Below are 26546 nucleotides of genomic sequence, written 5' to 3' on the forward strand. Positions count from 1 at the left end.
CGACGATCCCGGCACGCGGTGGCGAACAAGCCCGGGCAATCCAGCGAACTCAGAAAGCGTGCCGAACACTATTGGCGGGACGCCCCTCCAACGGACTGGGGCAAGATGCCCCAGCTACTTTTTTCAGACAGGCTCCGAAGAGATCAGATCTTCACCGTTTCGCCGAGCACCGCGACATCGATCGCGCCGTCGTGTTGGCTGGTCAGCGCGTCGCGGAGTGAATTCGCGCGCTCGGGTTCGCCGTGGATCAGCCACACGTTTTTCTTCGGCCCGGTCATGCGGTGAAACCAGTCGAGCAACTCCGAGTGGTCGGCGTGGCCGGAGAAGGAGTCGATCGCTTCGATCGTCGCACGGACCTTCACCGGTTTGCCAAAGATGTTCACGACCGGCCGACCGTCACGGATCGCGCGACCCAGCGTGTGGTCGGCGCAGTAGCCCACGAAGAGCACGGTGTTCCGCGGGTTATCGAGCCCGTTCTTGAGATGGTGGCGGATGCGGCCCGCCTCGCACATGCCGGAGGCGGAGATGATGATACACGGACCGTTGGCGGAATCGTTGAGCTTCTTCGAGTCGTTCACGGCGCGGATCAGATGCAGGCCGTCGAAGAGGAACGGGTCGCGCTGGTCGAAGAGGAAGCGATATACCGTTTCGTTGAAGCACTCCGGGTGGATGCGGAAGATCTCGGTGGCATTCACTGCCAGCGGGCTGTCCACATAGACCGGCACCGGCTGCACCTTTCCGGAGTGGAAGAGCTGGTTGAGGATGTAGAGGAGCTGCTGCGTGCGCTCGACGGCGAAGGCCGGGATCATGACCTTGCCGCCTTTCTTCAGGGCGGTTTCCAGGATCTGCCCGAACTCGTCGGTGGCGCCCGTTGGCAGCTCGTGCTCGCGGCCACCGTAGGTGCTTTCCATCAGCACGAAATCCACGTCCCGCACCACGGCGGGGTCGCGCAGGATCTCATTGCCGCCGCGACCGATGTCGCCCGAGAAGAGGAAGCGCTTGGTCTTGCCGCCATCTTCTTTGTCGATGATCTCTAACAGCACCTGCGCCGCCCCGAGGATGTGACCGGCGTCGTAGAAGGTCACCGACACACCATCGGCCACTGGCATCGGTCGCTCGTAGCCGAGCGTCACGAACTGGCGGAGGCAGCGCTCGGCGTCTTCCTTTACATAGAGCGGCTTCACGGGTGGCAGGCCGTCCTTGGCGCGGTCCTTGTTCAGCCACTCGGTATCCTGCTCCTGGATGTGGGCGCTGTCCGCCAGCATGATCTGGCAGAGATCGCGGGTCGCGAAGGTGGTGTAGATGTTGCCGACAAAGCCCTGCTTGCAGAGATTCGGCAGGTTTCCGCTGTGATCGATGTGGGCGTGCGAGAGGATGACGATGTCGATCTCCTTCGGATCGAAGTGGGGGAACTTGCAGTTCACCTCGTAGCTGTCCTCGCGGTGGCCTTGATAAAGGCCGCAATCGAGCAGGATGCGGGTACCGTTGACCTCCAGCAAATGCTGTGAACCGGTGGTGGTGCCCGCGGCACCGCAGAATTTCAGTTTCATGGGCTTGTTAGGAAACAAGCACGGGGAGCGGGGGAGGGAAACGGGAAACTGAGATCAGAATGGAGTGGCGCGGGGGAATGGGATCTTCCTGTTGATTCGATCCGCTCCCAATCTATCGGGCCTTCAGCCCTTCGGAGTTCCTGCAACGCAAAACCCCGCCCGTTGGGCGGGGCTGAGGGATTTCGCCCCTTTGGGGCTGAAGAACTACGGCCTTTCGGCTGAAGAACTACGCCCTTTGCGGCTGAAGAACTACGCCCTTTGCGGCTGAAGAGTAAGGCCTGAAGCGTGAAGTACGTCACACCAGCTTCGCCTTCACCGCCTCGATCTCCTCGGTGAGTGACTCCCAGCGCGTGATGGAGGCTTCGAGCTTCGTGGTCACTTGTTCGATGGTATTGCTGACGAGGCGGAACTTCGCGGGCGATGCGACGACTTCGGGCTTGGAGAGGTCCGCGGTGGAATTGGCCTGCGCGGTTTCCAGATCGGCGATGCGCTTTTCCAGTGTGACGAGTTCGTCTTCCAGCGGCTTGAGCACCTGGCTGCGGAGCTGGCGTTGCTCGGCTTCCTGCCGCTTCTGGTCCTTGCGGGAAAGCGATGCCGCTGGCTGCCCGGGGTTTGCCTTGGCTTCCGCCGCGGCGGTGGCCGCGGCAGCGCGGGAGGAAAGCGTGGCTCCACCTTTCTCGTCTGCCGTCTTTTCGAGATAGTAGGTGATGTTTCCCTGGAACAAACGCGGGTCCTCGCCGGGACGGAACTCGAGGGTCTTGTGCACCACGGGATCGAGGAAGGCGCGGTTGTGAGAGACAATCATCACCGTGCCGGCGTAGTCGGCCAGCGCACGCCGGAGCACTTCCTGCGACTGCATGTCGAGGTGGTTCGTCGGCTCGTCCAGGATCAGAAAGTTGGCCGGTGCCACGAGCATGCGGACCAAGGCCACGCGGGACCGTTCGCCGCCGGAGAGCACGCCGATCTTCTTGAAGACATCGTCACCGCGGAACAGGAAGCAGCCTAACAGATTGCGCGCCTGCGGGGCCGCCTCACGGGAAGCGGCTTCCTCCACCGTTTCCAGCACCGTCTTGGTCGGATCCAATTCGTCGGCGTGGTTCTGGGAGAAGAAGGAGGTCGCGACTTTCAGGCCGAAGGAATGCTCGCCGCCGTCCGCGGCTTCCTGGCCGGTGATGATCCGGCAGAAGGTCGATTTGCCTGCGCCATTCGGTCCCACGATCGCGATCCGCTCGCCGCGATTGACCTCGAAGTCGAAGTTCTTGAACACCTGCAAGGTGCCGTAGGCCTTCGAAACCTTTTCGAGTTTCGCGACCAGATTGCCGCTGGGTGGGGCCGGGGGGAACTTGAAGTTCATCACCGCATCGGCGGCTTCCGGGGCGGGGATGCGCTCGATCTTGTCGAGCATCTTGATCCGCGACTGCACCAGCGTCGCCTTGTTGGCAGAAGCGCGGAAACGATCGATGAACCGCTGGATATCGGCGATCTCCCGCTGCTGTGAGGTATATTGCTTGAGCTGGATCTCGCGGCGCAGGACCGACTCCGTCTGATAGTAAGAGTAGTTGCCGGAATACTCCTCGCAACGGCCGTGGTGGAAAGCCAGCGTGCGAGTGCACAGGCCATCGAGCAGCGCGAGGTCGTGGGAGATCAGGATGATCGCGCCGGGGTAGGCGTAGAGATACTGTTCCACCCAGCGCTGGGTGCCGATGTCGAGGTGGTTCGTCGGTTCGTCCAGCAACAGGACTTCGGGCTCCTGCAGGAACAGCTTGGCCATCGCGATACGCATCTGCCAGCCACCGGAGAAGTGGCCGCAGTCCCGCTCGAAGTCGTCCTTGGAAAAGCCCAGTCCTTGCAAGACGGACTCCACCTTCGGCTTCATGCGCGCCGGGTCGGTGGAATCGAGCTGGATCTCCAACTCGCCGATTTCCTCAAGCAGTTCACCATAGGGTGACGATCGCGGATCCAGCTTTTCGAGTTCCGCGGAAAGCCGGTCGATCTTCTCCTGCAGCGCGATGGTTTCGCCAAAGGCGCGCATCGTCTCGTCCCACAGCGTGATGCCCTTCACGTGGATGCCTTCCTGCGGCAGGTAGCCGACGCGGGTGCCGCGGGGAACGACGACCTTGCCGCCGGAAACTTCCACGATCCCGGCGATCGCCTTCATCAGCGTCGATTTTCCCGCGCCGTTGTGACCGGCGAAGGCAATGCGCTCCCTCGGCAGGATCGAGAACGTGAGATCCGAGAAGAGGACGCGGGCGCCATATTCGACGCGGAGATTGTGGACGGAAAGCATGCGGCGGCGCGGAGACTTGCGGGACAGCGCCGCGGGGTCAAGGGAAGGGGTACGGAGCGATGCGTCCGAGCCGGCCGAGATTTGGGATAGAAAACGGAAAGAAAGTTCGTTAATTGGGGGCCGTGCGACGTTTTCTGCTGCTTCTGGCTCTGGTGCAAAGCGCTCCGGCGGAGGCGGACTATTGGGATCTGCCGCCGATCCGGTATTCGGACACGAAGGCGGTGGATTCGCTGGCAAAGCTCGCCGCCGACTTGGAATCCGGGACCCGGCGGATCGAGGGGGCGACGGCCTTGGACCGGCTGAAGTTCGTGCTGCGCGAGTTGCGGGTGCCGGCGGAGTCGCAGGTGCTCGTGTTTTCCAAGACCAGCCACCAGAACCCGCTGATTCACCCGAAGAACCCGCGGGCGCTCTTTTTCTCGGAGGATGCGTATGTCGGCTATGTGCCGGGCGGCGTGATCGAGGCGGTGGTCCACGATCCGGTGTTGGGGCCGGTGTTTTATACGATCGATGCGAGTCCCAAGGACGGCCTGAAAATCGAGCGGGATCTCTCCAACTGCATGTCCTGCCACGGCACCACGCGGACCGAAGGTGTGCCCGGTCTGCAGGTGCGCTCGGTCTTTCCCAATGTCGACGGTCACCCCCTGCTGGCGATGGGGACCAGCCATGTGAATCACGACACGCCGCTGCCGGAGCGCTGGGGCGGCTACTATGTGACGGGCCGCAGTTCGCTGCCGCATCTGGGGAATCGCACCTACGAGGAAGGTGGCGACGGAACGCCGCAGCCGAGCGATTTGGTAGAGGTCACCGGCTTGATCGACGCCTCGAAGTATCTGCGGCCGACGAGCGACATCGTGGCGCTCATGGTCCTGGAGCACCAATGCCGGATGCATAACCTGCTGACCGCGGCATCGATGCAGTACCGCCGCGCGCATTTCCTGAGCCGGGCGCTGGACCGGCAGGGTGACCCGGACGCGGGCAGTGCCGGGCGCGTGGCGGATGGAGCGGCGGAGAAAATCGCCGAGTGCCTGTTCTTCAAGGACGAGGCCGATCCGGGTGAAGGGATCGAAGGTGGCGAGGCCTTCCAGAAGACCTTCGCGGCGCACTATCCGCGGACGAAGAACGGTGAGTCGCTGGTGGATTTCCAGCTCTACGGCCGCATCTTCAAGAACCGCTGCTCCTACATGGTCTATTCACAGGCCTTCTTCGATCTGCCGCCACGGGTGAAGTCGGCGGTGATCGCAAAGATGAAGGCCGTGCTCGCGGGTGAGGAGCCGGCCTTCGACTGGTTGAAGGAATCGGAGCGGAAACGGATCTCCACCATTCTAACGGAAACGCTGCCGGACTGGCAGGGGTGACCGGGACCTGCGGTACCGGCCGGCTGATGGGAAGGACATCTTGGGGGGAGTAGGATGTCCTCCGTCACCGCCGGCCGGCCCGGTTAGGTCGGGGGGATGGGTGCAGAGGGTGAACAACCTCTTTGAAATCATTGACTGATCTCGCCCATTTGGGCGCGGATCTGAAGGGTGCGATCGACGGAAAAGGTGATGTGGCTGAGGCGCTCGAGTCCGAACGGGGTGCGGGTCAGCATTTCGATGGTGTAGATGCCATCGGTGGTAGCCAGTGAGCTGTAGTCGGAGACCGAGACGAGGTTGCCTGCGCTATACTCGTTGGTGTTATTCCATGTGGAGCCGGGAAGGACGGCACCCTCCGTGCCCAGTTTTTCCGGGCCCTTGTAGATCTGGAGCCAGATGCTGGAGCCCGGGTAAACATCGGTGTAGGTGGCCGAGAGCGTCGGCAAGTTGAAGCGGATCTTTTGACCGGCGGTGATTCCTTGGACGCCGCCGGAGGCGACCGGCCAGACTTGCACGAGGGCGGTGGCAATCTGGGATTGGGTGATGGTGCCGTCGCTCAGTGCATGGATCACGAAGTGCTCCTCGCCGTTGACCTTCGAGGGGTCGGCGGCCTTCAAGTTCGTGACCGGAAAGCTCAGGGCCGCGGTGCCATTGGTGGTGATGTAGGCGCTCGTCAGTGGCTTGCCGCCCAGGGCGGTGGTGAGCGGAATCGATGTTTGCTTGGCGGCGGTGTAGGCGGCGGTGTGATGTTCCATCAACACGCGGGTCGAGGCCAGCGGCAGGCCCGTGCCGGCGAGGAGGCCCGAGACGGTATAGGTCACGGTGAACGGTTGGTCAGCGCGGGTGCGGGGGACCTTGGTGTAAGGATCCAACGTCTTGACGGTGATGCTGGCGGCGGGCAGGTAGGCTCCGACCAGCTTCTGATCGAGCAGGTAGTCCTTGGCGTTGGCCTGCTCGATGGTCCAGAGCTGGAACAGCGAACCCTTGCCTTCCAGCACGCCCGAGGATGCGGCCTGGCCCTTGGAAACGACGGGCATGTTCCACGCCACGCCTGTTTCCTGCTGGGTCTGGCGGATGAAATTGGTGTAGCCTTCTCCTGCGGCGAATGCCTGCGAGCAGAGAACAAGGCTGGATAGAAGGAGCGCTTTCATCGGGTGGAGGCTACGGGAGTGGCAGGCGGCTGGGTGCGGACGGAGATCGGACCGCCGAGATGGACGGCCACAACGACCTTGTTGAACTTCTGCCATGCCTCGAGACGGCTGGGAGGAAGCGGCTTCTTGCCCGCGGCGTGATCAAAGGTGACTTCTTCGGTGAAGAGCCAGTTGCGGTTGACGGTGAGAAACTCGATCCAGGGAAGCAGGGTTCCGACGGGCTTGGCACCCACACGCGCGGCGAATGCCGGCGGGACATGAAGGACTGCGCCCTTCGGGACGATCGTCCAGTGGATGCCGTCGTTGAGGATATCGGATTGCTTGATCAACGATTGATCCCCCGGGCGAACCACCGGTGCTTCCGTGGCTGCTGCCGGTTGTGGGATGGCCGCGAGCGGGGAGGCGGACTTCTGACGCGCCGCGATTTCCGCGGGCGTGATGCGGTCTGTCATCGTCGGAGCGGCCAAGGTTACATTGGCGAGAGCGAGCAGGAGCAGGGTGGCTTTCATCCGGGGGGAGATGAGGGGGTGGGGGGAGACAGAGGGGTTATTCGAAGGTGACAAGGACCACGAGGTCCTGCAGGTCGAAGCCGGAGTTGGAGGTGTTGGTCTGGCCCAGCTCCATGAGCAGGATCAGGTCACGGTCACCGATCTTCACGGTCTTCGTCACCGTGTCCATGTAGGGCTTGAGGAAGCTTTCGATGGAACTGCCGTTGAGCGCCGGTACCGTGGTGGGGACACGGTCGCCGTTCGTCAGCATGACCAGGTTCTTGGTGGTCTGCGCGGTGTTGTAGAGAGGCAGCCAGCCGCCGTCGCGGTAGCCGCGGCCGGCGAAGTTGATGGTATCGCCTTTCTTCACGTTGGTCTGTAGCACCGGAATGCCGGGCAGCACGTTGGTCTGAAGACCATAGTAGATCCGCGACCAAGAGGCGCTGTTCTTGCTCCACATGACCTCGACCGGGAGGAACGAGAGAATGGATTCCTGGAACGAGGCACCAAGCACGCGGACCTTCATCTTGAGATCCTTCTTCGGCTTGATGATGTTCGGCGGGACAATTTCCACCACGCTGGTGACCGGCGCGGGGTATTCGATTTCCCAAGTGAGCTGGGACTTCATGCCGACGCGCACCAGGTCACGATCGACGCTGAGAGTGCCGCGGGGGATGTCGAGGTCGGCTGCGGAGGCGATGCCAAGGAGAGACAAGCACGCAAACGCGCCGATCGCCAGGCATCTGCCACCGAGGGGCAGAGGGAATTTCATGGGGGGTGGGGGGGGTGACAGCGTCAGCGGGGGGGCTGACGGGGACCATGAAACGGCCGCGGGGCCCGAAAATCAAGAGGTCCGGCGCATACTACGCGATTGCGTAATCCCGGTGAGGGTGGGCGAAAATTCGATGTAGATCATTGATTTATAGTGCTCTTATACCCCAATAAAAATCCCCGCGGTTGGCATATGGAACGCCGGCCGCAGGGATGGGATTTAGTTCGGAAAACTTAATCAAGTTCTCAACCCAGCTCTCAATCGAGCTTTATTTGTCGAGGATCGAGTTCCAGTGCTCCACGTGATCCTTCTGGCTTTCGAAAAGCGCGGTGGTGTCGTCGTGGATGGTGATCGACTTGATCGAATCGCCCTGGCGGATGGCATTCACCACGTCCTGGCCCTTGGTGACTTCGCCGAAGACGGCGTGCTTGCCATCGAGGTGCGGGGTTGCGAGGTGGGTGACGAAGAACTGGCTGCCATTTGTGTTCGGACCGGCGTTGGCCATCGAGAAGAGGCCCGGCTTGTCGTGCTTGAGCGAGCGGTCGATCTCATCGGCGAACTTGTACCCGGGACCGCCACGGCCGGTGCCGGTCGGGTCACCGCCCTGGATCATGAAATTGGCGATCACCCGGTGGAAGGCCACGCCCTCGTAGTAGCCGCGCTTGGCGAGATTGAGGAAATTGGCGGAGGTGATGGGCACCTTGGAGGCAAAGATGGTGCCTTCGATATCTCCCTTGTCGGTGTGCAGCGTGATGCGGATGTCGGACATGGCCGCTAGCCTCACCGAAGGCAGCGACCGGAGGCCAGAAGGAAATGCGTTTCCCGCGGGCTCACGCTCACACGTCGTGGTGGAACCACAGTGTCACGCACAATGCGGCTCCCACCGACCAGGTCACCCATGCCCACGGGGTAAAGTAGGGATAGATCATGAGCGCGAGACCGATCGCGACCGGCTTCCAGCGGTCCAGCGCCTTCCCATATCGCCACGCACCGATGCCGATGATGCTGAAGAGCAAGCCGGCGATGATGTTGGATGGCTGAAACATCGGGAGAGGCTTAGCATTTGCTTCCCGCCTACGCAAGCCGGGCGACCACATCCGCCGGAGAGGCTCCGGCCTCACGCAGGCTGCGGATCGAAAGTGCATCGTGGCGCTTGGCGAGCCGGACGCCCTTTTCGTCCGTTACCAGCTCGTGGTGGAGGTAGAGCGGTTCGGGAAACCGCAGCAAGGCCTGGAGGATCCTGTGGACGTGGGTCGAGGGCAGCAGATCCTCCCCGCGGGTCACCAGAGTGACCTGCTGGAAGGCATCGTCCACGACCACGGCGAGATGGTAGGAGGTGCCGATGTCCTTGCGGGCCAAGACCACGTCGCCCAGCAGGCCGGGATTCACGGCGATCCGGCCGTGGCGCGAGTCGGTGAAGGAGAGTTCGCCGGTGATGGCCGCCGCCTTTGGGGCATCGAGACGCCAGGCCGGTTGCTGTCCGGCGGCGAGGCGGGTGTTTCGCTCGTTCTCCGACAGCCGCCGGCAGGTGCCGGGATACAGCGCGCCCTCCGGGCCGTGCGGCGCGCTGACCATGCGGGCGACTTCTTCCTCGATCTCCCGTCGCGTGCAGAAACACGGGTAAGCGACTCCCAAGCGACGGAGATCCTCCAGTGCGGCAGAGTAGGCTGCGGTCCGCTCGGACTGCCGCAGCGCGGGGCCGTCCCATTCGAATCCCAGCCAGCGCAGGTCTTCTTCAATCGCCTCGTAGAACTCGGACTTCACCCGGGTGTGATCGATGTCCTCGAAGCGAAGCAGGAATCGGCCGCTGTCCCGGCGGGCCTGATCATGGGCGACCTTGGCGGCGTAGGCGTGACCGAGGTGCAGTCGGCCGGTCGGACTCGGGGCAAAGCGGGTGACGGTAGCGGGCATCGGGCATCGGGCGAGGCGGCGCCAATCTAGCAGCCTGAACCCGCGATCGAAAAGAGCAGGATTCCGTCCCCGGGCTCGGCCGTTTTTTCCCGAATTCGTCCGGTCCATCCCGCCATGAAGGGGCGATAAATACACCATCAGCCACGACGGCGTCCTACTTTTCCGAATTCGACAGGCTGCTAGCCGTGGCGCATGCAGTAGACGAAGGTGATGACGCCCGCGATTGCCGCGAGGGCGAACACGATCTGTCCGGCTAGAACCGCCAAGGTGGGTGGCAGTCCCATCAGTCCCAGCAGAAGCGCTCCGACAATCGTGCAGATGCAGCCGGCAACGAGCAGCGAGAAAGTTGCCACCATGAGCACGGGAGCGAGAGCTCCACGGTGTTCCGGTTCAGCCGCGGCGCGCAGGAGCCCCTCGGACGCATCGAGGCGGTACCGCTGGCCCGTGCCCGTGTCCTTGCTCTGACCCGATGCGGGCGCTGGAAGAACGGGGCAACAAGCCCGAATGAAAGGAGCACTGAACCGCCTGTGTGCGTTTGCGGATGGGGGATTCATGGCGTCAGATATTTTTGGTGATTCAGAATTGGGCTGCACGAGGCACCTGAATTTTTGTGAGGCCGGGCGTTTTCCGCGATGAGATGATAGCACATGAAGCCGGATCCGCTATCATTTCTACATCCTATGTTTGCCTCGGTGGTCGTCATGCCGGGCAGGCGGGTGAGCCCGTCTCGAGATACTCCCGCGCATGTCGAGGCCGAGCCGCCGATGTTGGGCGGCGCGGCCGCAACATCAGGCAACGCGTCGTCGGCGGCCCATGAGCAGCATTCCGGACAGCACCCCCATCACCGCAATGCCCGGTTCCGGGATCGCCCCCAGGCCCGAAATTGACTGGCCCACCACGATATCGCCGGTGATTGCCGAGACGGCGCCAAAGTTCACGGCATTAAGATACACATGCAGGGCATTGGTGGTCAGACCGGTGCCACTGATCCCGTCTCCAGTAGCGATCTGCTCATTCAACACGATCGTCAGACCGATGATCCCGCCGGCATCCAACAGGATGGTATTCGGTGCCGGCGAACTGTCGATGTTCACAAAGATGGCGTTGCCGCCGACCGTGATGTTAAGATCCTGGAACACGCTGGTCCCTACCGATCCCAAGACCCCGAAATCACCCGAACTGGTCGAGGTCGATCCCAGGGTGGTCGCGGTGATGTTCAGCAAATCGCCGGGCAGGACGCTTTCCACCAGCAACACGGTCAATCCGTTGATGGTGCTCGTGCCGGAGGCCAGTCTAGTTCCGGCGAATCCATCGACGTTGGAATTGGCTGACGAGTTGATCGCGCCGTCGCCATCGTCGGTGGCCGCGCCGCTCCCGAGAACCGCCGAGACATTGACGGTGAGTACGGAGTTGGTCGTGGCGTACATCGCGGGCGCGGTGCCCGAAGAAGTGCCCAGCGGTCCCGCCTCCAGGTCCGCGAGGCTGAGCGCTGAGACATCGACGTCGATCCCGGTACCGCTTGAGGTGCCAAAGGTGACCACCGCCTGACAAGGCAGTGCTGCCGACATCAGAAGGATTGCCGCGTGGATTGAGCGGACCGTGGATTGTAGTTTCATATGGAGTCCGTTGTTATGTAGTCTTATATTCAGATGCCGGGGAAATTCAGAGGGACAGGCCGTCGTTGAAATGCCTGTCCCTCTGATGGGCGAATGCCCCACGGCGGCGGTTGGATGACCGTGACACCTTCCGTGCCGCACCCCGGGTTTCGGACGGTTTTATCTGAGGCGCACAATTACAAGATGTGCGGAAACCGCATGGGTTCCTCCCGCAACGGGCGTAATGGTTAACGCAGGCGTATTGCCTGTAGGATTGAGCACCGTGAGCGTCGAGCCAGGCACCGTCGTTTGGACCAAGCAGGTACCCACGATCTGACTGGTGCCGGTAGCCCTGCCGACAGTCGTGTATTCAAGCTCGATGATCGTTCCGTTTCCCGTCCCCGACGAATCGAGGCCGAGCACCAGTTGGCCGGGTTCCGTCACGCTAACCTGAAAGTTCACTTGATAAACGCCGATCTCCGGCAAGAGGAACTCATTGTTGCTGACACGGATGATGTTGCTGAAAGGGCCGTCCCGTGGGAACTCCACAGGACTTCCGGCCGCGACGGTCGCCGCGTTGTCGAGGGGCATCATGGCGTAGAAATCTCCATAATAACTGCCTGACACGCTTTCAGCGCCGTCCACTCCATCGGTTCCAGCCTGTCCCTGAGGTCCAGCCGGCCCTGTGGCTCCGGTTGGCCCCACAGCTCCTGTGACTCCGATGGATCCTGTCACTCCGATCGGGCCAATCGGTCCTGCCGGCCCAGTGGCTCCGGTGGGTCCTGCGGCTCCATCTTGGCCATCGGCTCCATTCATTCCCGCTGGTCCTGCCGGTCCCGTGGCACCTGCTGGTCCTGCTGGGCCAACGGCTCCAGTCATTCCAGTGGCTCCCGCTGGTCCTGCAACTCCATCTTGGCCGTCGTTTCCATCCATTCCCGCAGGTCCTGCGGGCCCCGTGGCACCTGCTGGTCCGACGGACCCTGTCACTCCGATCGGTCCAATCGGGCCAACCGGTCCTGCCGACCCCGTGGCACCTGCTGGTCCTGCTGGGCCGACGGCTCCTGTCATTCCAGTGGCTCCCGCTGGGCCTGGAGCTCCATCTTGTCCATCGGCTCCATCCATTCCTGCAGGCCCTGCCGGCCCCGTGGCTCCCGCTGGTCCAACGGACCCTGTCAGTCCAACCGGCCCAATGGGTCCGATCGGTCCTGCCGACCCCGTGGCTCCCGCTGGTCCAACAGACCCTGTCAGTCCAACCGGCCCAATGGGTCCAATCGGTCCTGCCGATCCCGTGGCACCTGCTGGTCCAGCCGGGCCAATGGCTCCGGCGGTTCCATTCGCACCCTTCGGTCCGGCCGGCCCTGGGGCTCCGTCGTCACCATCGTCCCCGGTGGCACCCTTAGGTCCGGTCGCTCCGGCGGACCCGGTGGCACCCTTCGGTCCGGCCGGTCCTGTGGAGCCGGTGGCACCCTTGGCACCGGTTGCTCCTGTGGAGCCGGTGGCACCTTTGGCACCGGTCGCTCCTGTGGATCCCGTGGCACCCTTGGGTCCGACCGCACCTGCGGGGCCTACGGGACCAGCGGGGCCCGCCGGTCCTGGCGGCCCAGGCGGGCAGTCACAGTCTTCTTCGTCGTCGTCGGGCGGGACACCGTCACATTCGCAAAGCTGAATATTCTCCCTATCAAGCACCCGGTTGTCCGGACTCGTGGTGAAGACCAGGGAGTGGACGCCAGGGCCGAGGCCGGTTGGCCGCATTGCGGTGTAAGTCTGCCTCGCATAATCATAAACGCCAACCAGGGTCACTCCGTCCAGTTTGGCCGTAATGGTGCCGTAGCGGGGGAAATTATCCAACTTGACGGTCAGGCTGATGCAGTCACAGGCGGTGACGCCGACGATGGTATTTGCCACGGCGGTTGATCCCATCGCCACAACGGCGAGCGGAATGAGCCAGGACCGGGAGAAGGAGCGGAATACCCGCCCGGATGCCTCACGCCAGCTTGTGGGCGGTGAATGCGGTTTGAAAATTTCTGGGCCAATGGTTTTCATGGATGCTATTTCTTTCTGCTCGATGGTGATAACTGAAGTTGGATGACGTCCTTGTGGGGGCGGATTGATTCCGGTGGGTGAGGCGTCTCTTCATGGACGCCCCGCCTTACGTTCAAGAACGCGACTTCAGGGTGACAAACGCATTGCTAGCGTTCATTCATAACGATATTGAATTGGGGGGGACTGAATATTCCGCTACATCAGCAGCGGGCACTCCCTCGGAATTCAACGGCGTAACTTTTCATGTCACATCGTAACTATCCCCGTTACGGCGGCAGAAAGGGGCGAAACAATCAGAACCTCCACGACACCGGCCGGTCCGGGTGTGGGGTGTAGGAGCAGAAATAGCCGGTCTTGATCCGGGCGGAGAGGTGGTGGCCGAGTGGGGGGATGGCGTCGGCGATCCTTTGGATGGCCTGTTTGATGCGCTTGGTCACGGCGCAGCGGGCGCGTTCGGCTTCGAAGGAGGTCTTGCGGTCGCGGCCGCCGAGGCCGGTGGCGTCGGCGAGGTACTCGGCGATGGCGTTGATCTCGGCGCGGGCTGTGGCGGACCGGTCGGGATCGTTGAAGCGTTCGGATTCATCCTCTTGCTCGCGCAGGTCGTCGAGGCGGCGTTTGCATTCCGCTTTGGCCTGGGGATCGAGCAAGGGGGTGCCGTCATGGCGGCTGGTCAGGACGAGTTGACCTTGGTCTCCATGGAGACGGCAGCTTGGAATCGCAGCGGGACGAGAGGATGATGCTTCAGAATCGCAGGCGACGAGATCGCTGACATGAAATTCGCGTCCGGGCGAGCGTAGCAGGAAGGCGAGGCTCTCCATGCCCTTGTTGCTTTTCAGCAATGCGAATTGCCCGTGGTAGCGGACGGTCCAGAAATCGTTCTGCCGCAGGAAACCGGCCTCGTCATGCGGCTGGAAAGCGGGTGGCCGGGAAACGGGTGGCTGGGCAACGGGTGGCTGGGAAACCAATCCGCCGACATTCTCCATCAGCGCGCGGGTGGCCGTTTCGATGTCATGCGAGCCGTCGTCCAAGGTTTCGGGGAGACCGATGGTGTCCCGGGTGGTTGGCAGAGCATTCGGGAATTCCCCTTGGTCGAGTTCAGCCATCGCGTTCGCCACGATATCGATCCGTAAAATATGCGGATGCCATGGCTCGAGGAGCACGCGGCCCTCGGCGCAGCACGCGTGCTGTCCGATGAACTCGAGGAGACGGAGGATCTGGTGGGCGTCGCGTTTGACGCGGGTCCAGTCCTTCATATCCAATAGCATGACCAGGCGGTCATAAAACGAGCTCGCCTCCCGGAATAACTCCGCGCAATCCCCGGCGGTGAGCTCGAATGGCATAGCCGGGAGGGTCCGCCTCGCCGCATCAAGGCGGGCATGTTGAAAGTGCAGAACCGTCTCCTCTCCCCGCACGCGGCATCCATCCGGGCGTCCGTCCATTTCAAATTGCTGGAGGCCCATGGGCTGGCGGACGAGAATGATTTGCCGCCCATCCGCACCCGAGCTGAGGAGGACATTGAACGCGGGATCATAGGGCCAGCTAGCCAGGCAATTCCTGAGATCCACCTCCTGAATCACGGCCGGGCTTGGGCGGCGGCTCAATTCTGATCTGGCCTTGAGACCAATTTCCAAAAGTTCGATGGCCCGTTCCACGGGTTGGTGCCCTTCAGGGGGGGCGTGGGATTTCATCTCTCGAACCAAATCGGGGGGGAGATAAAAGGGGGTTTTCATCGCGGGGAGCGTGAGGTTGGCGACGGGAGTGCCGACATTCCTGGTGGTATGGGCAGTGGTGGATCGGCGGGGATGGATCTCCGCTCTGGGTGCCGCCGTCGGGTTCAGAACGGGCGCACTGGGGGATTCACGCGCGCGGGGGGATTCACATCGCCAATGATAATTTTTTGATTCTCGGTTGTTCAGCACTAGGTAAGCTCGATTGTTATCATTCCAAACTCTATTTTGATAAATTCCTGTCTCGAATGCTGATTTAGCAGCTTTCCGATAGTTTTCGCGGTGTCCCGGCCACTTCAGCCTCAGCGTGATCGCTCCCGGCTCGGCACCAAGGCGCTGGCCCTGGCCCTGGTCTGGAGCAGGCGGGGGGTCTCGATTCTGTAACTCCTGCTGGGTCGCGACGGCTTTGCGGGTATCCCGGCGTGTCTGACCGGGATACCCGGAAAGCCTGTTTTTCGAGCCGGAAGATCCTTTCGCGCTTTCCCGATCTGGTGTTAGGATGACGGGAACCCTGTTTCTCTCCCCATGCCGCGGACCCACATTCTCGCGCTCGATCAAGGAACCACCTCCTCGCGAGCCGTCGTTTTCGACCACGAAGGCCACCCGGTGGCGGTCGGCCAGCGGGAATTTCCCCAGCAGTATCCACGACCCGGATGGGTGGAGCACGATCCGCTCGCCATCTGGGCCAGCCAGTGGTCCACCGCGGTCGAGGCGCTCGGGAAGGCTGACCTGGTTGCGGAGGACGTCGCCGCGATCGGCATCACCAACCAGCGCGAAACGACCCTGGTGTGGGAGCGTGACAGCGGCCGGCCGGTTTACCCGGCGATCGTCTGGCAGGACCGCCGCACCGCCGACGATTGCGCCCGGCTGAAAGCCGACAGCGTGGAGTCGCTTTTCACTGCCAAGACCGGTCTGCGGCTCGATCCCTATTTCTCCGGCACCAAGCTGCGGTGGATTCTCGATAACGTCGAAGGTGCGCGAGCCAAGGCGGAGGCGGGCAAGCTGATGTTCGGCACGGTTGATAGCTGGCTGCTGTGGCGGCTCACGGGCCGCACCGTCCACGCCACCGACGCGACCAATGCTTCCCGGACCTTGCTCTACAATATTCATCGCGGGGATTGGGATGACGAACTGCTGGGGATCCTCGGCATTCCTCGCTCGATGCTTCCGGAGGTGAAGGACAGCAGCGGAGTCTTCGGCGAGTCGATGGAAGGGATTCCCATCGGGGGGATTGCAGGTGACCAGCATGCGGCGCTCTTTGGCCAAGGTTGCTTCTCGCCGGGCATGGCGAAGAACACCTATGGCACCGGCTGCTTCATGCTGATGCATACCGGAGATGAGGCAGTGACCTCGCGGAACAACCTGCTCACCACGGTGGCGTGGCAGATTGGCGGGAAAAGGGAGTATGCGCTTGAAGGGTCGGTCTTCATCGGCGGCGCATTGATCCAGTGGCTGCGTGATGAACTGCAGCTCGTGCGGTCTGCCGAGGAGTGCAACCAGCTCGCGGCGAGCGTTCCGGACAGTGGCGGCATGTACCTCGTGCCGGCCTTTGCCGGGCTCGGTGCTCCTTACTGGGATCCGTATGCCCGTGGCGCGGCCTTTGGCATGAGCCGCGGCACCAACCGCGCCCACTTTTGCCGCGCGGCGCTCGAAGCCATCGCTTACCAGAGCGCCGAACTCGCCGAGTGCATGGTGCGTGACAGCGGCATCGACTTGAAGGATCTGCGCGTCGATGGTGGCGCGGTGCGCAGCGACTTGCTGATGCAGTTCCAGGCGGACTTGTTAGGCGTCGATGTCGTGCGGCCGAAGGACATCGAGAGCACGGCCGCCGGTGCTGCGTTTCTTGCGGGTCTCGCCATTGGCTTCTGGAAGGACCGGGATGAAATCCAGCGATGTCGGGAGGTGGAACGGGTCTTTTCACCACAGCGGCCAGGTTCGGAAATGGTTCCGCTGTTGGCCGGTTGGCGCAAGGCGGTCGAGCGCTCCGGGGCGTGGGAATCATGAAGCGCGCCGAACACCTCGCCGCGCTGGAATCGGAGCGCTTCGATCTGTGCATCGTGGGTGGTGGTGCCACCGGGCTCGGTGCGGCTGTCGATGCTGCGGCGCGCGGCCATCGCGTGGCATTGGTCGAGCAGGCCGACTTTGCCAAGGGAACGTCGTCGCGCTCCACCAAGCTGGTGCACGGGGGTGTGCGCTACTTGAAGCAGGGGAATGTGGCCCTTGTGCTCGATGCCTTGCGCGAGCGTGGCCGACTCGCCCAAAACGCGCCGCATCTGGTGAAGGACCTGCCCTTTGTGATCCCGACCTATCACTGGTGGGAAGGGCCCTTCTACGGCGTCGGCATGAAGGTTTACGACGCGCTCGCGGGGAAGCTCGGCTTCGGTGCCAGCCATCAACTTTCCAAAGAGGAAACGCTTGCCCGCATCCCAACGATCGAGCCCGATGGTCTGACCGGCGGGGTGATCTATCACGATGGCCAGTTCGACGACGCGCGGCTGGCCATTCATCTCGCGATGACGGCTGCGGATCTTGGTGCGAAGTTGGCGAACTACGTGCGGTGCGTTTCGCTGGTCAAGCAAGGTGGCAAGGTTCGCGGCGTGGAAGTCCTTGATGTCGAGAGTGGACGCACCTTCAAGATTCGTGCGAATGCGGTAATCAACGCCACCGGTGTTTTCGTCGATGAGTTGCGTCGAGCCGATGAACCATCGGCGAGCGAGATCGTGGCGGTGAGTCAAGGCATCCACCTGGTGCTGCCGAAGGATTTCATGCCCGGTGATTCCGCGATCATGATTCCGAAGACGGCGGATGGCCGCGTGCTCTTCGCGGTGCCGTGGCACGACCGCGTGGTGCTCGGCACCACCGACACGCCTCTTGCGGAGAAGTCGCTCGAACCGCGGGCGCTGCCGGAGGAGATCGATTTCCTGATGACCCATGCGGCCCGCTATCTCACGCGAGACCCGCGGCCCCAAGACGTGCTGAGCGTCTTTGCCGGACTGCGGCCCTTGGTGAAAGCGGGAACGGGCGCGAACACGGCAAGCCTTTCGCGGGATCACACTATCCTCGTTTCCGACAGCGGGCTGATCACCATCACCGGCGGCAAATGGACGACCTATCGCAAGATGGCCGAGGATGTGATCGATCGCGCGCAGGACATCGGTGGCTTCGAGAGTGTCTCGTGTCGCACCATGCAACTCCCCATCCACGGCGCAACGACTGAGGAGATCCCGGAGTCGAATCTACGTCCCTATGGCAGTGATGCCACGTGGATCCGCGCCTTGGAAGAAGCGGATCGCCTGCATCCCGCGCTCGACCTAACCGGCGCCGAAGTCCGCTGGCACGCGCGCGCCGAGATGGCCCGGACCGTGGAAGATGTTCTGGCCCGCCGCAGTCGCTGCTTGCTGTTAGATGCCCGTGCATGTATGGAGGCGGCTCCTGCCGTTGCGGCGATTTTGACTGAAGAGCTAGGAAAAGGAGACGGTTGGCGCGATGAGCAGATCAAGGAGTTCGGAACGCTGGCCGCAGGCTATGTCTTCTCCGGATGAGGTGAGTTAGGCGGAGATTTTGCGCGAGCCTTCCGACCGGCGGCCCGCTACGTCTTGGCTGTGCTCCACGTCTGGGAAACCCTTGGAACCCTCGTCTTCTGCGTGTCTGGCGCGATCGCGGCGCGGGAGAAGGAGATGGATTGGTTTGGCATGTTCGTGGTCGGGCTGATCACGGGCACGGGTGGGGGACTGCTGCGCAGCGTGCTGATCGGCGATGTGCCGCCGAGGATACTGACGGATCCGCTGCCTTTCGCCCTTGCGCTCGCGGGGGTGGGGATCGCGCTGTTAGGAGCGCCGTCGTGGAAGAAGATCCGGCGGGTGGTGTCGATCATGGATGCCCTGGGACTCGGGCTTTTCACTGTGACGGGTATTCGGATCGCGGAGGGCAAGGGCTTGCCGTGGTGGTCGTGCCTGGCGCTGGGGGTTGTCAGCGCGACCTTCGGCGGACTCTTGCGGGACGTACTGCGCAATGAAGTGCCGCTGGTATTGCGGAAGGAGATTTACGCGACGGCCTGCATCATCGGCGGGCTGGCGATGCTGGGCATGGGCCGGCTCGGATGGCCGGACGGCGTGGTGCTGGCGGTGACGACGACGATCATCGTGACCATTCGGTTGTTGGCGATTCGCTATGCGATCCACCAGTCGCAGGCGGGGTGATGGGCTGTGGCGGGACTGCGTGCTTCCGGGATGGCTCGGGCTATTTGATGAATTGCGCTTGCGAGTCTCCATTCAGGCCGTCCCCTGCCGGAACGACGAAGTCGTCCCGCTACATGAAGAGGAACGACGGAGTCGCTCCGCTACGAGAAGTGATCTCTAGGCCGGGGTTCCGAAGAAATGCTCAAGCGCTTCGACGCAGCCTTCGCTGTGGTCGAGAAGGCAGGCATGGCCGCCCTGGGAGGTGACGTGCTTGCGGATTTCCGGCACGGCATTCGAGGGGCAGGCGAACATCGCCGCGGCCTCGGGGCTGAGCATCTCGAAGTCGTTGTGGCTGTCGCCGATGGCGAAGGTCTGCAGGTGGGTCAGCCCGAAGTGCCGGGCGACTTCCATCAAACTACTACCTTTCTGGTACTTCGTGTGGCCGAAGCGCAGCCAGATGGAGTTGCGCTGCCAGCCGAGGAACGGTTCTTCCGCGGCCAGCGCTTCGACCCGGCCGATGATCCATGCCATTTCCTCCACGGTGCGGGCGACGAGACCGGCGGGGTCGCCAGGTTGCTCGATCCAGGTCGCCCCGGTGTGTTCCTCGACCTCGCGACGGATCGCCTCCAGGATGTGGTGCACTTCCTTGAAGAAGCGGTGTTGATCTTGTTCGCACTGATTGTTCCATGGCTCCAGCGGCTCCCAGCGACCGGATGAGGTGGGTAACCAGATCTCGCGTTCGCGGGCGACGACCCAGTCGGGCACGAAGGGGAAACGGCAGTCGGCGAGGCCCTCGGCGACATGGCCGATCGAGCGGCCGGTATTGATGCCCCAGAGCGCACCTTTTTCGCGGCGCAGGCGCTCGATGGTGGCGAAGAACCGCGGGCTGACCGGTGGCTTGCCTGCAGGGTCGTGGAGGGTGCCGTCGAAATCGAAGGACAGGATGGCCCCGGGCAGGGCAGGGGATTCGAGCGGCTTCACGGCCCGGGGAATAGCGGGCCGGGGGCGGCGGTCAAGCGGTCACTCGACCGGGATGGCGCGCTGAGGCCGCGGCTCCTCGATCACCTCGGCGGCGCGCGGGGGCTCACCCTCCACCGGCTCGGCCTTCGGCGGGGCCTCCTCCACCGGGCGTGCCTTCGGGGGCTCCGGCAGCGGAGCGACGCGTGGCGCGGGTTCCTCGACCGGCATCGCACGGCGGGGAGGGGCGGGAGGGTCTTCCTCGACGGGCAGGGCGCGTTGCGGCTTCACTAGCACCGGGGCGGGCGGTCCCTGCTGCGGGGCGGGCGCGGGTGCCGCCGGTTCGACCTTGGGCGTGATGATGATCTGTGGCGGTGCCGGCTTATGGCGCATGCGGATTTCCACGCGGCGGTTCGGGCCCTGCTCCTCGACGCTGCCTTGCTTGAGGATTGGCTTGGTCTTTCCGAACCCGCGGGGCTCGATCTTGTCGCCCGGAAGGTAGAGCGTGCCGGTCAGGTAGTCCTTCACGGTGGCGGCGCGGCGCTTCGAAAGCTCGAGATTGTATTGATCGGTGCCGAAGAGGTCGGAGTGGCCCTCGATCCAGCAGTGGAGGCCGGGATTTTTCTCGATGATCATGGCCAGCTTCATCATGCCGACGCGGGCGCTCTCGCGGAGCTCGGCGCTGTTGTATTCGAACAGCAGGTCGCTCGGCAGCATGGTCGATTTGCCCACCAGCACCTCGACTGGCAGGCCGACCATGTCGTCGAGGGTCACCACGCCATCAAGGGTGCCGGCCTCGGCGTTGCCACCGGCTCCTTTTTTCAGGAGATCCTCGGCGAAGCGGTCGATGGCGCTGTCGTCGTCGGCCACCGCGGCACCGGGATCGACGATGATCTGGGCGTCCGCGGCCAAGGGCATGGGTTCCGCAGTGCGACCCAGGTCGGGCAGAGCGGTGTCGATATCGAAGCCCGCGGCTGGATCGACCACCACGCCAGCAGGGTCCCCTTCCTGTGCGGGATTGGTCAGGCGGATGGCGAATTCCGGATCATTGATGTCCGGCTTGAGGTCCATCTCGGTGTTCTCCGGGAGCTTGCCGAGGATGTCGATTTCCTCGAGCAGCGCATTGGTGTCCGGGGGTGGAGGGGCGACGTCCTCCGGCGGATCGAGCGCTCGATCCGGAGGCAGGATTTCCACCTGCTCGATCTGCACGGGGCCGGTCTCAATCTCCGCGCCTTCGGTGGAGCCCAGGCCGATCTTGATATGGCCGAGCGCGAAAAACGCGGCGACGTGGAGGATCACGGCCAAGAAAAACGCGACGCCCGCCCACCAGCCGAGGTTGTCCGGGCCTGGCAGGCGCAGCGGCATCGATTCGCGCGATTCGCGCCAGCTATAGCCGTCGTCCACGAAGCGACTATACGCAGCAACGGCACCGTGACAATCACCTGCTTGTGTTCGATCTTGCCGCTTGGCACCCACTGTGCTGACTTAAGCTGCCATGCCTGCCAAGAAAGCCGCCAAGAAAGCCGCCGCAAAGAAGGAAGCTCCCGCCAAGGAAGTTCCGGCCGCGAAGCCAGAAGTGCCCGCCGCCGTCGAAGCTCCCGCCAAAAAAGTAGCGAAGAAAGCCGCCAAAAAGGAAGCTGCGCCCAAGGAAGCCGCGCCCAAGGCCGGAAAGAGCGCGCCAAAGGCCGAAAAGAGCGCGCCGAAGCCTCCCAAGGATGTCGCCAAGGCGGCCTACCTCAATTACTTGGACCGCAAGGCGAAGGGGCTCCCCGGCAATCCGGAGAGCGACTGGCTTGCCGCGGAGAAATCCGAGTAATCCTGACCCGCTTTGGGCTTTTCCGCGCACGGGTGTGGGCCGACAGTCCGCCCCGTGAGCTGTTCCTCCCTCGGTATTGGTTTGGCGGGCCTCGGCACCGTCGGTTCGGGTGTCGTTCTCGCTTTGGAACGCAACGCCAGCCTCATTTGCGACCGCACCGGCGGCCAGGTGAAGCTGGAAGTCGCCAAGGTGCTGGTGCGCGATCCCGCGAAGGTCCGTCCCGTCAGCCTGCCCGCTGAAACCATCACCACCTCGTGGCGCGAACTGGTCGAGGATCCGGCGGTGGATATCGTCGTCGAGCTGATTGGCGGCACCACGGACGCGTTTGAAATCGTCGCCGCGGCGTTGAAGGCGGGGAAGCCCGTCGTCACCGGAAACAAGGCGCTGCTTGCCGAGCGCGGGGCGGAGCTGTTTGCCCTGTCGAAGGAGTTCGACGCGCCGATTCATTTTGAAGCCGCGGTCGCCGGTGGCATTCCGATCATCAAGACGGTGCAGGAGAGCTTCATCGGGAATCGGATCCACTCGATCACCGGAATCATCAACGGCACCTCGAATTATATCCTCGAGCGGATGACCACCGGTTCGCTGGAATTTTCCGCGGCCCTCGCGGAGGCGCAGGCACTCGGCTACGCCGAGGCCGATCCGGCGCTTGATGTGAATGGCTGGGATGCCGCCCACAAGGCGATCCTGCTCGCCACGCTGTCCTATGGCTTCCCGATCGATCCGGCGCAGGTGCATGTCGCCGGCATCGAGCAAGTTCGCCCGATCGACATCGAGTTCGCGACGCGGCTCGGTTATGTGGTGAAGCTTTTGGCCGTGGTGCGCGAGCATCCGGATGGTGAAGTCGAGCTGCGCGTGCAGCCTTCGTTCATCGCGAAGAGCCACATTCTTGCGAGTGTCCACGGCGTGTTCAATGCAGTGGCCGTTCATGGCGATGCCGCTGGTGAGTCGCTCTTCTATGGCCGCGGCGCGGGTCAGGACCCGACTGCTTCGTCGGTGGTGGCGGACCTGGTGGAAGCGGCGCGTTCGCTCCGCCAGGCTACGGGTCATCGTGGGTTCCTTCCGTATCGCGAGAGCGGCACCTTGCTGCCGGTGGACGATACTGAAACGGCCTACTACGTTCGCTTCGATGTGACGGACCGCCCCGGCGTGATTGCCGAGGTGGCGCGAGTGCTGGCCGACGCGGGCATCGGGATTTCCGGCACCCACTCGCCGGTGAAGCCGGACCAGCCGGATGCCGAGTTTCTCGACATGGTCTTCCTGCTGCACACCTGCCGCTTTGGCCTATTGCAGGAGACGCTGGCGAAGATCGAGGCGCTCGATTGCATCAACAGCACGCCAGTGGTGTTCCGGATTGAGAAGCTTTGAGGCCGCGGCGAGCCCGTGGGACTCGCCGCGGTGCGCTTGCCATGAAATCACTTCCCTTGATGCTCGGTCGTCCCGGGCAGTGAGAGGAGATAGGCCCGGCGCTGGTCGGCGAAGGTCTTGAGGGGCATGCCGCCGTGACCGAAGCCGCGCGGTGCTTCCGCTTCGGCGGGCGCGTCGGAGGTGAGGTTGTCGAACTCCGCCGTGGTGGAGGTCTTGCGCGTGTCCGCGGCGAGTTCCTTGCCGGCCAACTCGCGGTAACCTGCCACCACTGTGCCGAGGTTCTTCCAATCGAGATCCTTGTCGGCGAGCGTGCGGACATTTGTTAGATAGCGTTCGCGCAAGGCGGGGACGGCGAGCAGCTTCGAGCGCAGTGGCTTCTTCGCATCGTCGAGGCCAGTGAGGGGATCGAGCTTCACGCCGCCTCCTTGCGGGGCTGCGGCTTGAGGGCGTGGTGCTTCATCGGGCTGGCCTTGTGGTTGCGGTGGGCCGCCGGGGCCGCGTCCGCCGCCACCTCGCGGTCCGCCAAAGCCGGGGCCGCCGGCAGCGCGGAAGGCTTCATTCATGTCGCCGGGGATCAGGTGGAACCTGCCTTCCTTGTCGCGATAGAGGCTGTAGTCGCTGGCGCGAGTCCAGTAGCCGTCGCTATTCAGCAGGCCGCAATCGAGGGCGAGGAACCAGAGGACGCTGTCAATATCGAGGAGGGGGGAGACGGCGGCTTCGAGTTGGTCGGAGGGTGTTTCCGAGAGGGTCTTGCAGAGCTGGATGAGCGACTTCCAATCGTCGTCATCGCCCGACTTCATCTCGTAGCGCTTCTTGTAGTCCTCGATGTTGTCGCCGATGTAATCGAGACCGCCTTGGCCATTCGGGGAGCCGGGGACTTTCCAGCGAGCGCCCTTCGAGGTGCGGAAGTTTTCCTGGATGAAGTCTTTGTTGAACTGCTGCTGGTTCACATAGACGCCCCAGTTCTCGCCATTGATCACGACGCGCACGAGGTTGACCTTCGGCGCGGCGATGTATTGTCGCGCGATGTGTGAATAGAGCACCGCGCTGAGGAAGCTGCCGTCGCCGTTGCTGTTGAGAAGATTGAGGGTCTTGTATCCCTCCAGGCGTTGCTTCTTCTCGGTGAAGTCGATCGCGACATTGAGCGAGCGCTTCTTGCCGGCGGGCACCATCATGTAGCTCGACATGCCGCGGAAGTGGATGCCGACGCCGGGATAGCTTTTGCCATCGACCGTCATGGTGGCGGGCACTTCGACATCGGTGCTGTGGAAGGCTTCGAGCTCGGCTTCCCAGTCGGCGTTTTCGAAATCGAGGAAGATCGTCCGCAGGGTATTCGCGGCATAGAGGTCACCGGATGCCGGCTTTATGTCGGCGGGAGAAATGCGGGCGCCGGGCGTGACTGGTGTCTCTTCTTCGCGCGGGCCGAAACCGCCGGGACCGCCGCGAAAACCACCCCGTGGTCCGCCGCGTTGTGGGCCCGGGTTTGCCTTGAGAAATTTGCGGGCGGCGGCGCGCTCGTCCTTGTCGAGGCGCTGGTTGGAGTCCTTGTCGAATTGGTGGAGGACCTTGCGATCCTCTTGCATCATCGGACCGCCGCGACCGGGGAATCCACCGGGCGGACCACCTTCGGGCGGTTGTTGGGCAAGCAGGGGAGAGAGAAGAGCGGCGGCGACGGAAAGGTGAAGTTTCATGAGGCTTGGAATCGGCCTCGGAGGAGAGAGACGGGGGAGGAACACCGGGTGGTGGGAAAGGTTTCGAGAACAATGTGGTGCGCACTTGGAGGGTGCGGTTGCGGAAGTACCGGAGGTTTCCGTCTGCCGCGAGAACGGCTTCGTGCCGCACGCGGAGCGTGCGGACCACCATGAAAAAGCCCGGGTCCTTGCGGTCCCGGGCTTTTTGTTAGAGGCGCTTCCTTTCCGCGGTGCGAATCAATGCTCGCGGCAGAATTGCTCGAAGCGGGTGAGGCCTTCGTTGAGCACGTCCAGCGTGGTGCAGTAGCTCATGCGGATGCCATCGTCGTAGCCGAAGGCGATGCCTGGAACGGCGGCCACCTTGTAGCGGCTCAGCAGCTTGTCGGTCAGGTTCATCGACTTCAGGCCGAGCTGGCCGGTGTAGATGAAGAAGTAGAAGGCACCCTTCGGCTCCACGACGCGGATATTGTGGATACCCTTGAGGCGCTGGAACATGAACTGGCGCTTCACGTCATACTCGTCGCGCAGGTCGCTGATGAAGGTCTGGTCGCCCTGCAGCGCGGCGATCGCGGCGTACTGGCAGAAGGTGGTGGCGTTGGAAACCGTGTGGTTCTGGATCTTGTCGATCGCATCCGCGAGCGGCTTCGGTGCGGCGGTGTAGCCGAGGCGCCAGCCGGTCATCGAGTAGGCCTTCGAGAAGCCGTTGACGGTGATCGTCAGGTCGTAGAGTTCCTGGCTAAGCGAGGCGATCGAGACGTGCTTGTTGTCGCCATAGACGAGCTTTTCGTAGATCTCGTCGGAAAGGATCACGATGTCTTCCGAAAGGGCGACTTCGCCGATGTCGCGCAGTTCCTTCTCGGTGTAGATCGCGCCGGTCGGGTTGGAAGGTGAGTTGAGGATGACCATCTTGGTGGCCGGGGTCATGGCGGCCTCGAATTGCTCGGCGGTCATCTTCCAGCCGTTGGACTCCTGGGTCTCGACGAGGACCGGCTTGCCGCCGGCGATCTTCACCATTTCCGGGTAGCTGACCCAGTAAGGGGTGGGGATGATGACTTCATCGCCTTCCTCGACGACGGCGAGGATGGCATTGAAGCAGGCCATCTTGGCACCGGCGGTGACGCAGATTTGCTTCGGGTCGTAGGCCAGATCGTTGTCGGCGATGAGCTTGGCAGCGAGCGCGTCGCGCAGCTCCGGGATACCGCCGGACGGGGTGTACTTGGTCTTGCCCTGCTGGAGGGCGACGATGGCGGCAGCCTTGATATGCTCCGGGGTATCGACCTCGGGTTCGCCGCCGGCCAGTCCGTAGACTTCCTCGCCGCGGGCGAGCATGGCCTTGGCCTGGTTGGTGACGGCCAGGGTGAGGGAAGGGGTAACCTCTTGGATTCGGGATGAAATGCTGTCCATGGAAGCGCGCGGATGGTGTTTCTCGCCCGGTCGGGGCGGGCACGGAGTTTTCGCGCAGCCCCCGGTCGGAGCGGGCGGCTTTTCTGACGGGCGGGAGGCCCCGGCGCAAGTGAAATGGTCAGCGGTTGACGGTCAGGGGTCATTGGGAAACGACGGGTGACCACGGGCGGGTCTGCTTTTTTCCAAGTGCGGATCAGTAAGCTTAGATGGTTGATCATCAATTAGTAGAGCCGAACGTCGGTCTTTTCGGGGCCCG

23 protein-coding genes are annotated in these 26546 nt (G+C 63.0%); 7 read left to right on the forward strand and 16 right to left on the reverse strand.

What is annotated here, in order from left to right; translation table 11 throughout:
- Positions 1–143 precede the first annotated feature (143 nt).
- On the reverse strand, positions 144–1550 hold the full coding sequence (locus OKA05_RS26615) for an MBL fold metallo-hydrolase RNA specificity domain-containing protein (RefSeq protein WP_264490262.1): 1407 nt from the start codon (positions 1548–1550) through the stop codon (positions 144–146).
- Between the two features lie 295 nt (positions 1551–1845).
- Positions 1846–3837 (reverse strand): ABC-F family ATP-binding cassette domain-containing protein, encoded by a 1992-nt coding sequence (locus OKA05_RS26620; protein WP_264490263.1) that lies wholly within the window; start codon positions 3835–3837, stop codon positions 1846–1848.
- A gap of 122 nt (positions 3838–3959) precedes the next feature.
- On the opposite strand from OKA05_RS26620, the gene OKA05_RS26625 reads away from it, so the two are divergent.
- A complete protein-coding gene (locus tag OKA05_RS26625; protein WP_264490264.1) occupies positions 3960–5192 on the forward strand; it encodes a hypothetical protein in 1233 nt (410 codons plus the stop codon).
- Positions 5193–5320: 128 nt separating this feature from the next.
- Here OKA05_RS26625 and OKA05_RS26630 read toward each other — a convergent pair whose 3' ends face one another.
- The 9 genes from OKA05_RS26630 to OKA05_RS26670 all read right to left on the reverse strand — a co-directional run bounded on the left by OKA05_RS26630 (position 5321) and on the right by OKA05_RS26670 (position 11700).
- Positions 5321–6340, reverse strand: coding sequence for a hypothetical protein (locus OKA05_RS26630; RefSeq protein WP_264490265.1), 1020 nt, complete (start codon positions 6338–6340; stop codon positions 5321–5323).
- Positions 6337–6849, reverse strand: coding sequence for a hypothetical protein (locus tag OKA05_RS26635; protein ID WP_264490266.1), 513 nt, complete (start codon positions 6847–6849; stop codon positions 6337–6339). Before OKA05_RS26635 ends, OKA05_RS26630 begins: the two co-directional genes overlap by 4 nt.
- Positions 6850–6886: 37 nt before the next feature.
- Complete coding sequence (locus OKA05_RS26640) at positions 6887–7600, reverse strand: hypothetical protein (protein ID WP_264490267.1); 714 nt, start codon at positions 7598–7600, stop codon at positions 6887–6889.
- A 268-nt stretch (positions 7601–7868) separates the two neighbouring features.
- Positions 7869–8369, reverse strand: coding sequence for a peptidylprolyl isomerase (locus OKA05_RS26645; RefSeq protein ID WP_264490268.1), 501 nt, complete (start codon positions 8367–8369; stop codon positions 7869–7871).
- 67 nt (positions 8370–8436) lie between these two features.
- Positions 8437–8646: a hypothetical protein gene (locus tag OKA05_RS26650; protein WP_264490269.1), complete on the reverse strand. Its 210-nt coding sequence runs from the start codon at positions 8644–8646 to the stop codon at positions 8437–8439.
- Positions 8647–8674: 28 nt separating this feature from the next.
- Complete coding sequence (gene gluQRS / locus OKA05_RS26655; protein WP_264490270.1) at positions 8675–9511, reverse strand: tRNA glutamyl-Q(34) synthetase GluQRS; 837 nt, start codon at positions 9509–9511, stop codon at positions 8675–8677.
- Positions 9512–9690: 179 nt separating this feature from the next.
- Positions 9691–9867, reverse strand: a complete 177-nt coding sequence (locus tag OKA05_RS26660) for a hypothetical protein (protein WP_264490271.1) — start codon at positions 9865–9867, stop codon at positions 9691–9693.
- 432 nt (positions 9868–10299) lie between these two features.
- A complete protein-coding gene (locus OKA05_RS26665) occupies positions 10300–11079 on the reverse strand; it encodes a hypothetical protein (protein ID WP_264490272.1) in 780 nt (259 codons plus the stop codon).
- 207 nt (positions 11080–11286) lie between these two features.
- A complete protein-coding gene (locus OKA05_RS26670; protein ID WP_264490273.1) occupies positions 11287–11700 on the reverse strand; it encodes a hypothetical protein in 414 nt (137 codons plus the stop codon).
- A gap of 1255 nt (positions 11701–12955) precedes the next feature.
- On the opposite strand from OKA05_RS26670, the gene OKA05_RS26675 reads away from it, so the two are divergent.
- Positions 12956–13195: a hypothetical protein gene (locus tag OKA05_RS26675; RefSeq protein WP_264490274.1), complete on the forward strand. Its 240-nt coding sequence runs from the start codon at positions 12956–12958 to the stop codon at positions 13193–13195.
- A 247-nt stretch (positions 13196–13442) separates the two neighbouring features.
- On the opposite strand, the gene OKA05_RS26680 is transcribed toward OKA05_RS26675, so the two are convergent.
- Positions 13443–15434 (reverse strand): hypothetical protein, encoded by a 1992-nt coding sequence (locus tag OKA05_RS26680; RefSeq protein ID WP_264490275.1) that lies wholly within the window; start codon positions 15432–15434, stop codon positions 13443–13445.
- Here OKA05_RS26680 and glpK point away from each other — a divergent pair.
- Genes glpK through OKA05_RS26695 form a run of 3 tightly spaced genes read left to right on the forward strand, consistent with a single transcriptional unit; the run spans position 15402 to position 19075 of the window.
- A complete protein-coding gene (glpK, locus tag OKA05_RS26685) occupies positions 15402–16880 on the forward strand; it encodes a glycerol kinase GlpK (protein ID WP_264490276.1) in 1479 nt (492 codons plus the stop codon). The genes OKA05_RS26680 and glpK overlap by 33 nt on opposite strands.
- Positions 16877–18418 carry a glycerol-3-phosphate dehydrogenase/oxidase gene (locus OKA05_RS26690; RefSeq protein WP_264490277.1) on the forward strand — a complete coding sequence of 514 codons (1542 nt, stop codon included), beginning with the start codon at positions 16877–16879 and terminating at the stop codon, positions 18416–18418. Before glpK ends, OKA05_RS26690 begins: the two co-directional genes overlap by 4 nt.
- Positions 18419–18478: 60 nt before the next feature.
- Positions 18479–19075 carry a trimeric intracellular cation channel family protein gene (locus OKA05_RS26695; protein WP_264490327.1) on the forward strand — a complete coding sequence of 199 codons (597 nt, stop codon included), beginning with the start codon at positions 18479–18481 and terminating at the stop codon, positions 19073–19075.
- A gap of 156 nt (positions 19076–19231) precedes the next feature.
- On the opposite strand, the gene OKA05_RS26700 is transcribed toward OKA05_RS26695, so the two are convergent.
- On the reverse strand, positions 19232–20035 hold the full coding sequence (locus tag OKA05_RS26700; protein WP_264490278.1) for an HAD family hydrolase: 804 nt from the start codon (positions 20033–20035) through the stop codon (positions 19232–19234).
- Between the two features lie 39 nt (positions 20036–20074).
- Positions 20075–21415, reverse strand: a complete 1341-nt coding sequence (locus tag OKA05_RS26705) for an OmpA family protein (RefSeq protein WP_264490279.1) — start codon at positions 21413–21415, stop codon at positions 20075–20077.
- Positions 21416–21506: 91 nt separating this feature from the next.
- Between OKA05_RS26705 and OKA05_RS26710 the strand changes: the two genes are divergently transcribed.
- Together OKA05_RS26710 and OKA05_RS26715 are read left to right on the forward strand one after the other, a co-directional pair.
- A complete protein-coding gene (locus OKA05_RS26710) occupies positions 21507–21827 on the forward strand; it encodes a hypothetical protein (protein WP_264490280.1) in 321 nt (106 codons plus the stop codon).
- Between the two features lie 54 nt (positions 21828–21881).
- Positions 21882–23195, forward strand: coding sequence for a homoserine dehydrogenase (locus OKA05_RS26715; RefSeq protein WP_264490281.1), 1314 nt, complete (start codon positions 21882–21884; stop codon positions 23193–23195).
- Between the two features lie 47 nt (positions 23196–23242).
- Here OKA05_RS26715 and OKA05_RS26720 read toward each other — a convergent pair whose 3' ends face one another.
- A complete protein-coding gene (locus tag OKA05_RS26720; RefSeq protein WP_264490282.1) occupies positions 23243–24886 on the reverse strand; it encodes a CotH kinase family protein in 1644 nt (547 codons plus the stop codon).
- A gap of 237 nt (positions 24887–25123) precedes the next feature.
- Positions 25124–26290 carry a pyridoxal phosphate-dependent aminotransferase gene (locus OKA05_RS26725; protein ID WP_264490283.1) on the reverse strand — a complete coding sequence of 389 codons (1167 nt, stop codon included), beginning with the start codon at positions 26288–26290 and terminating at the stop codon, positions 25124–25126.
- Positions 26291–26546: the final 256 nt, after the last annotated feature.

It is taken from the genome of Luteolibacter arcticus, from assembly GCF_025950235.1.
GTDB lineage: Bacteria > Verrucomicrobiota > Verrucomicrobiia > Verrucomicrobiales > Akkermansiaceae > Haloferula > Haloferula arctica.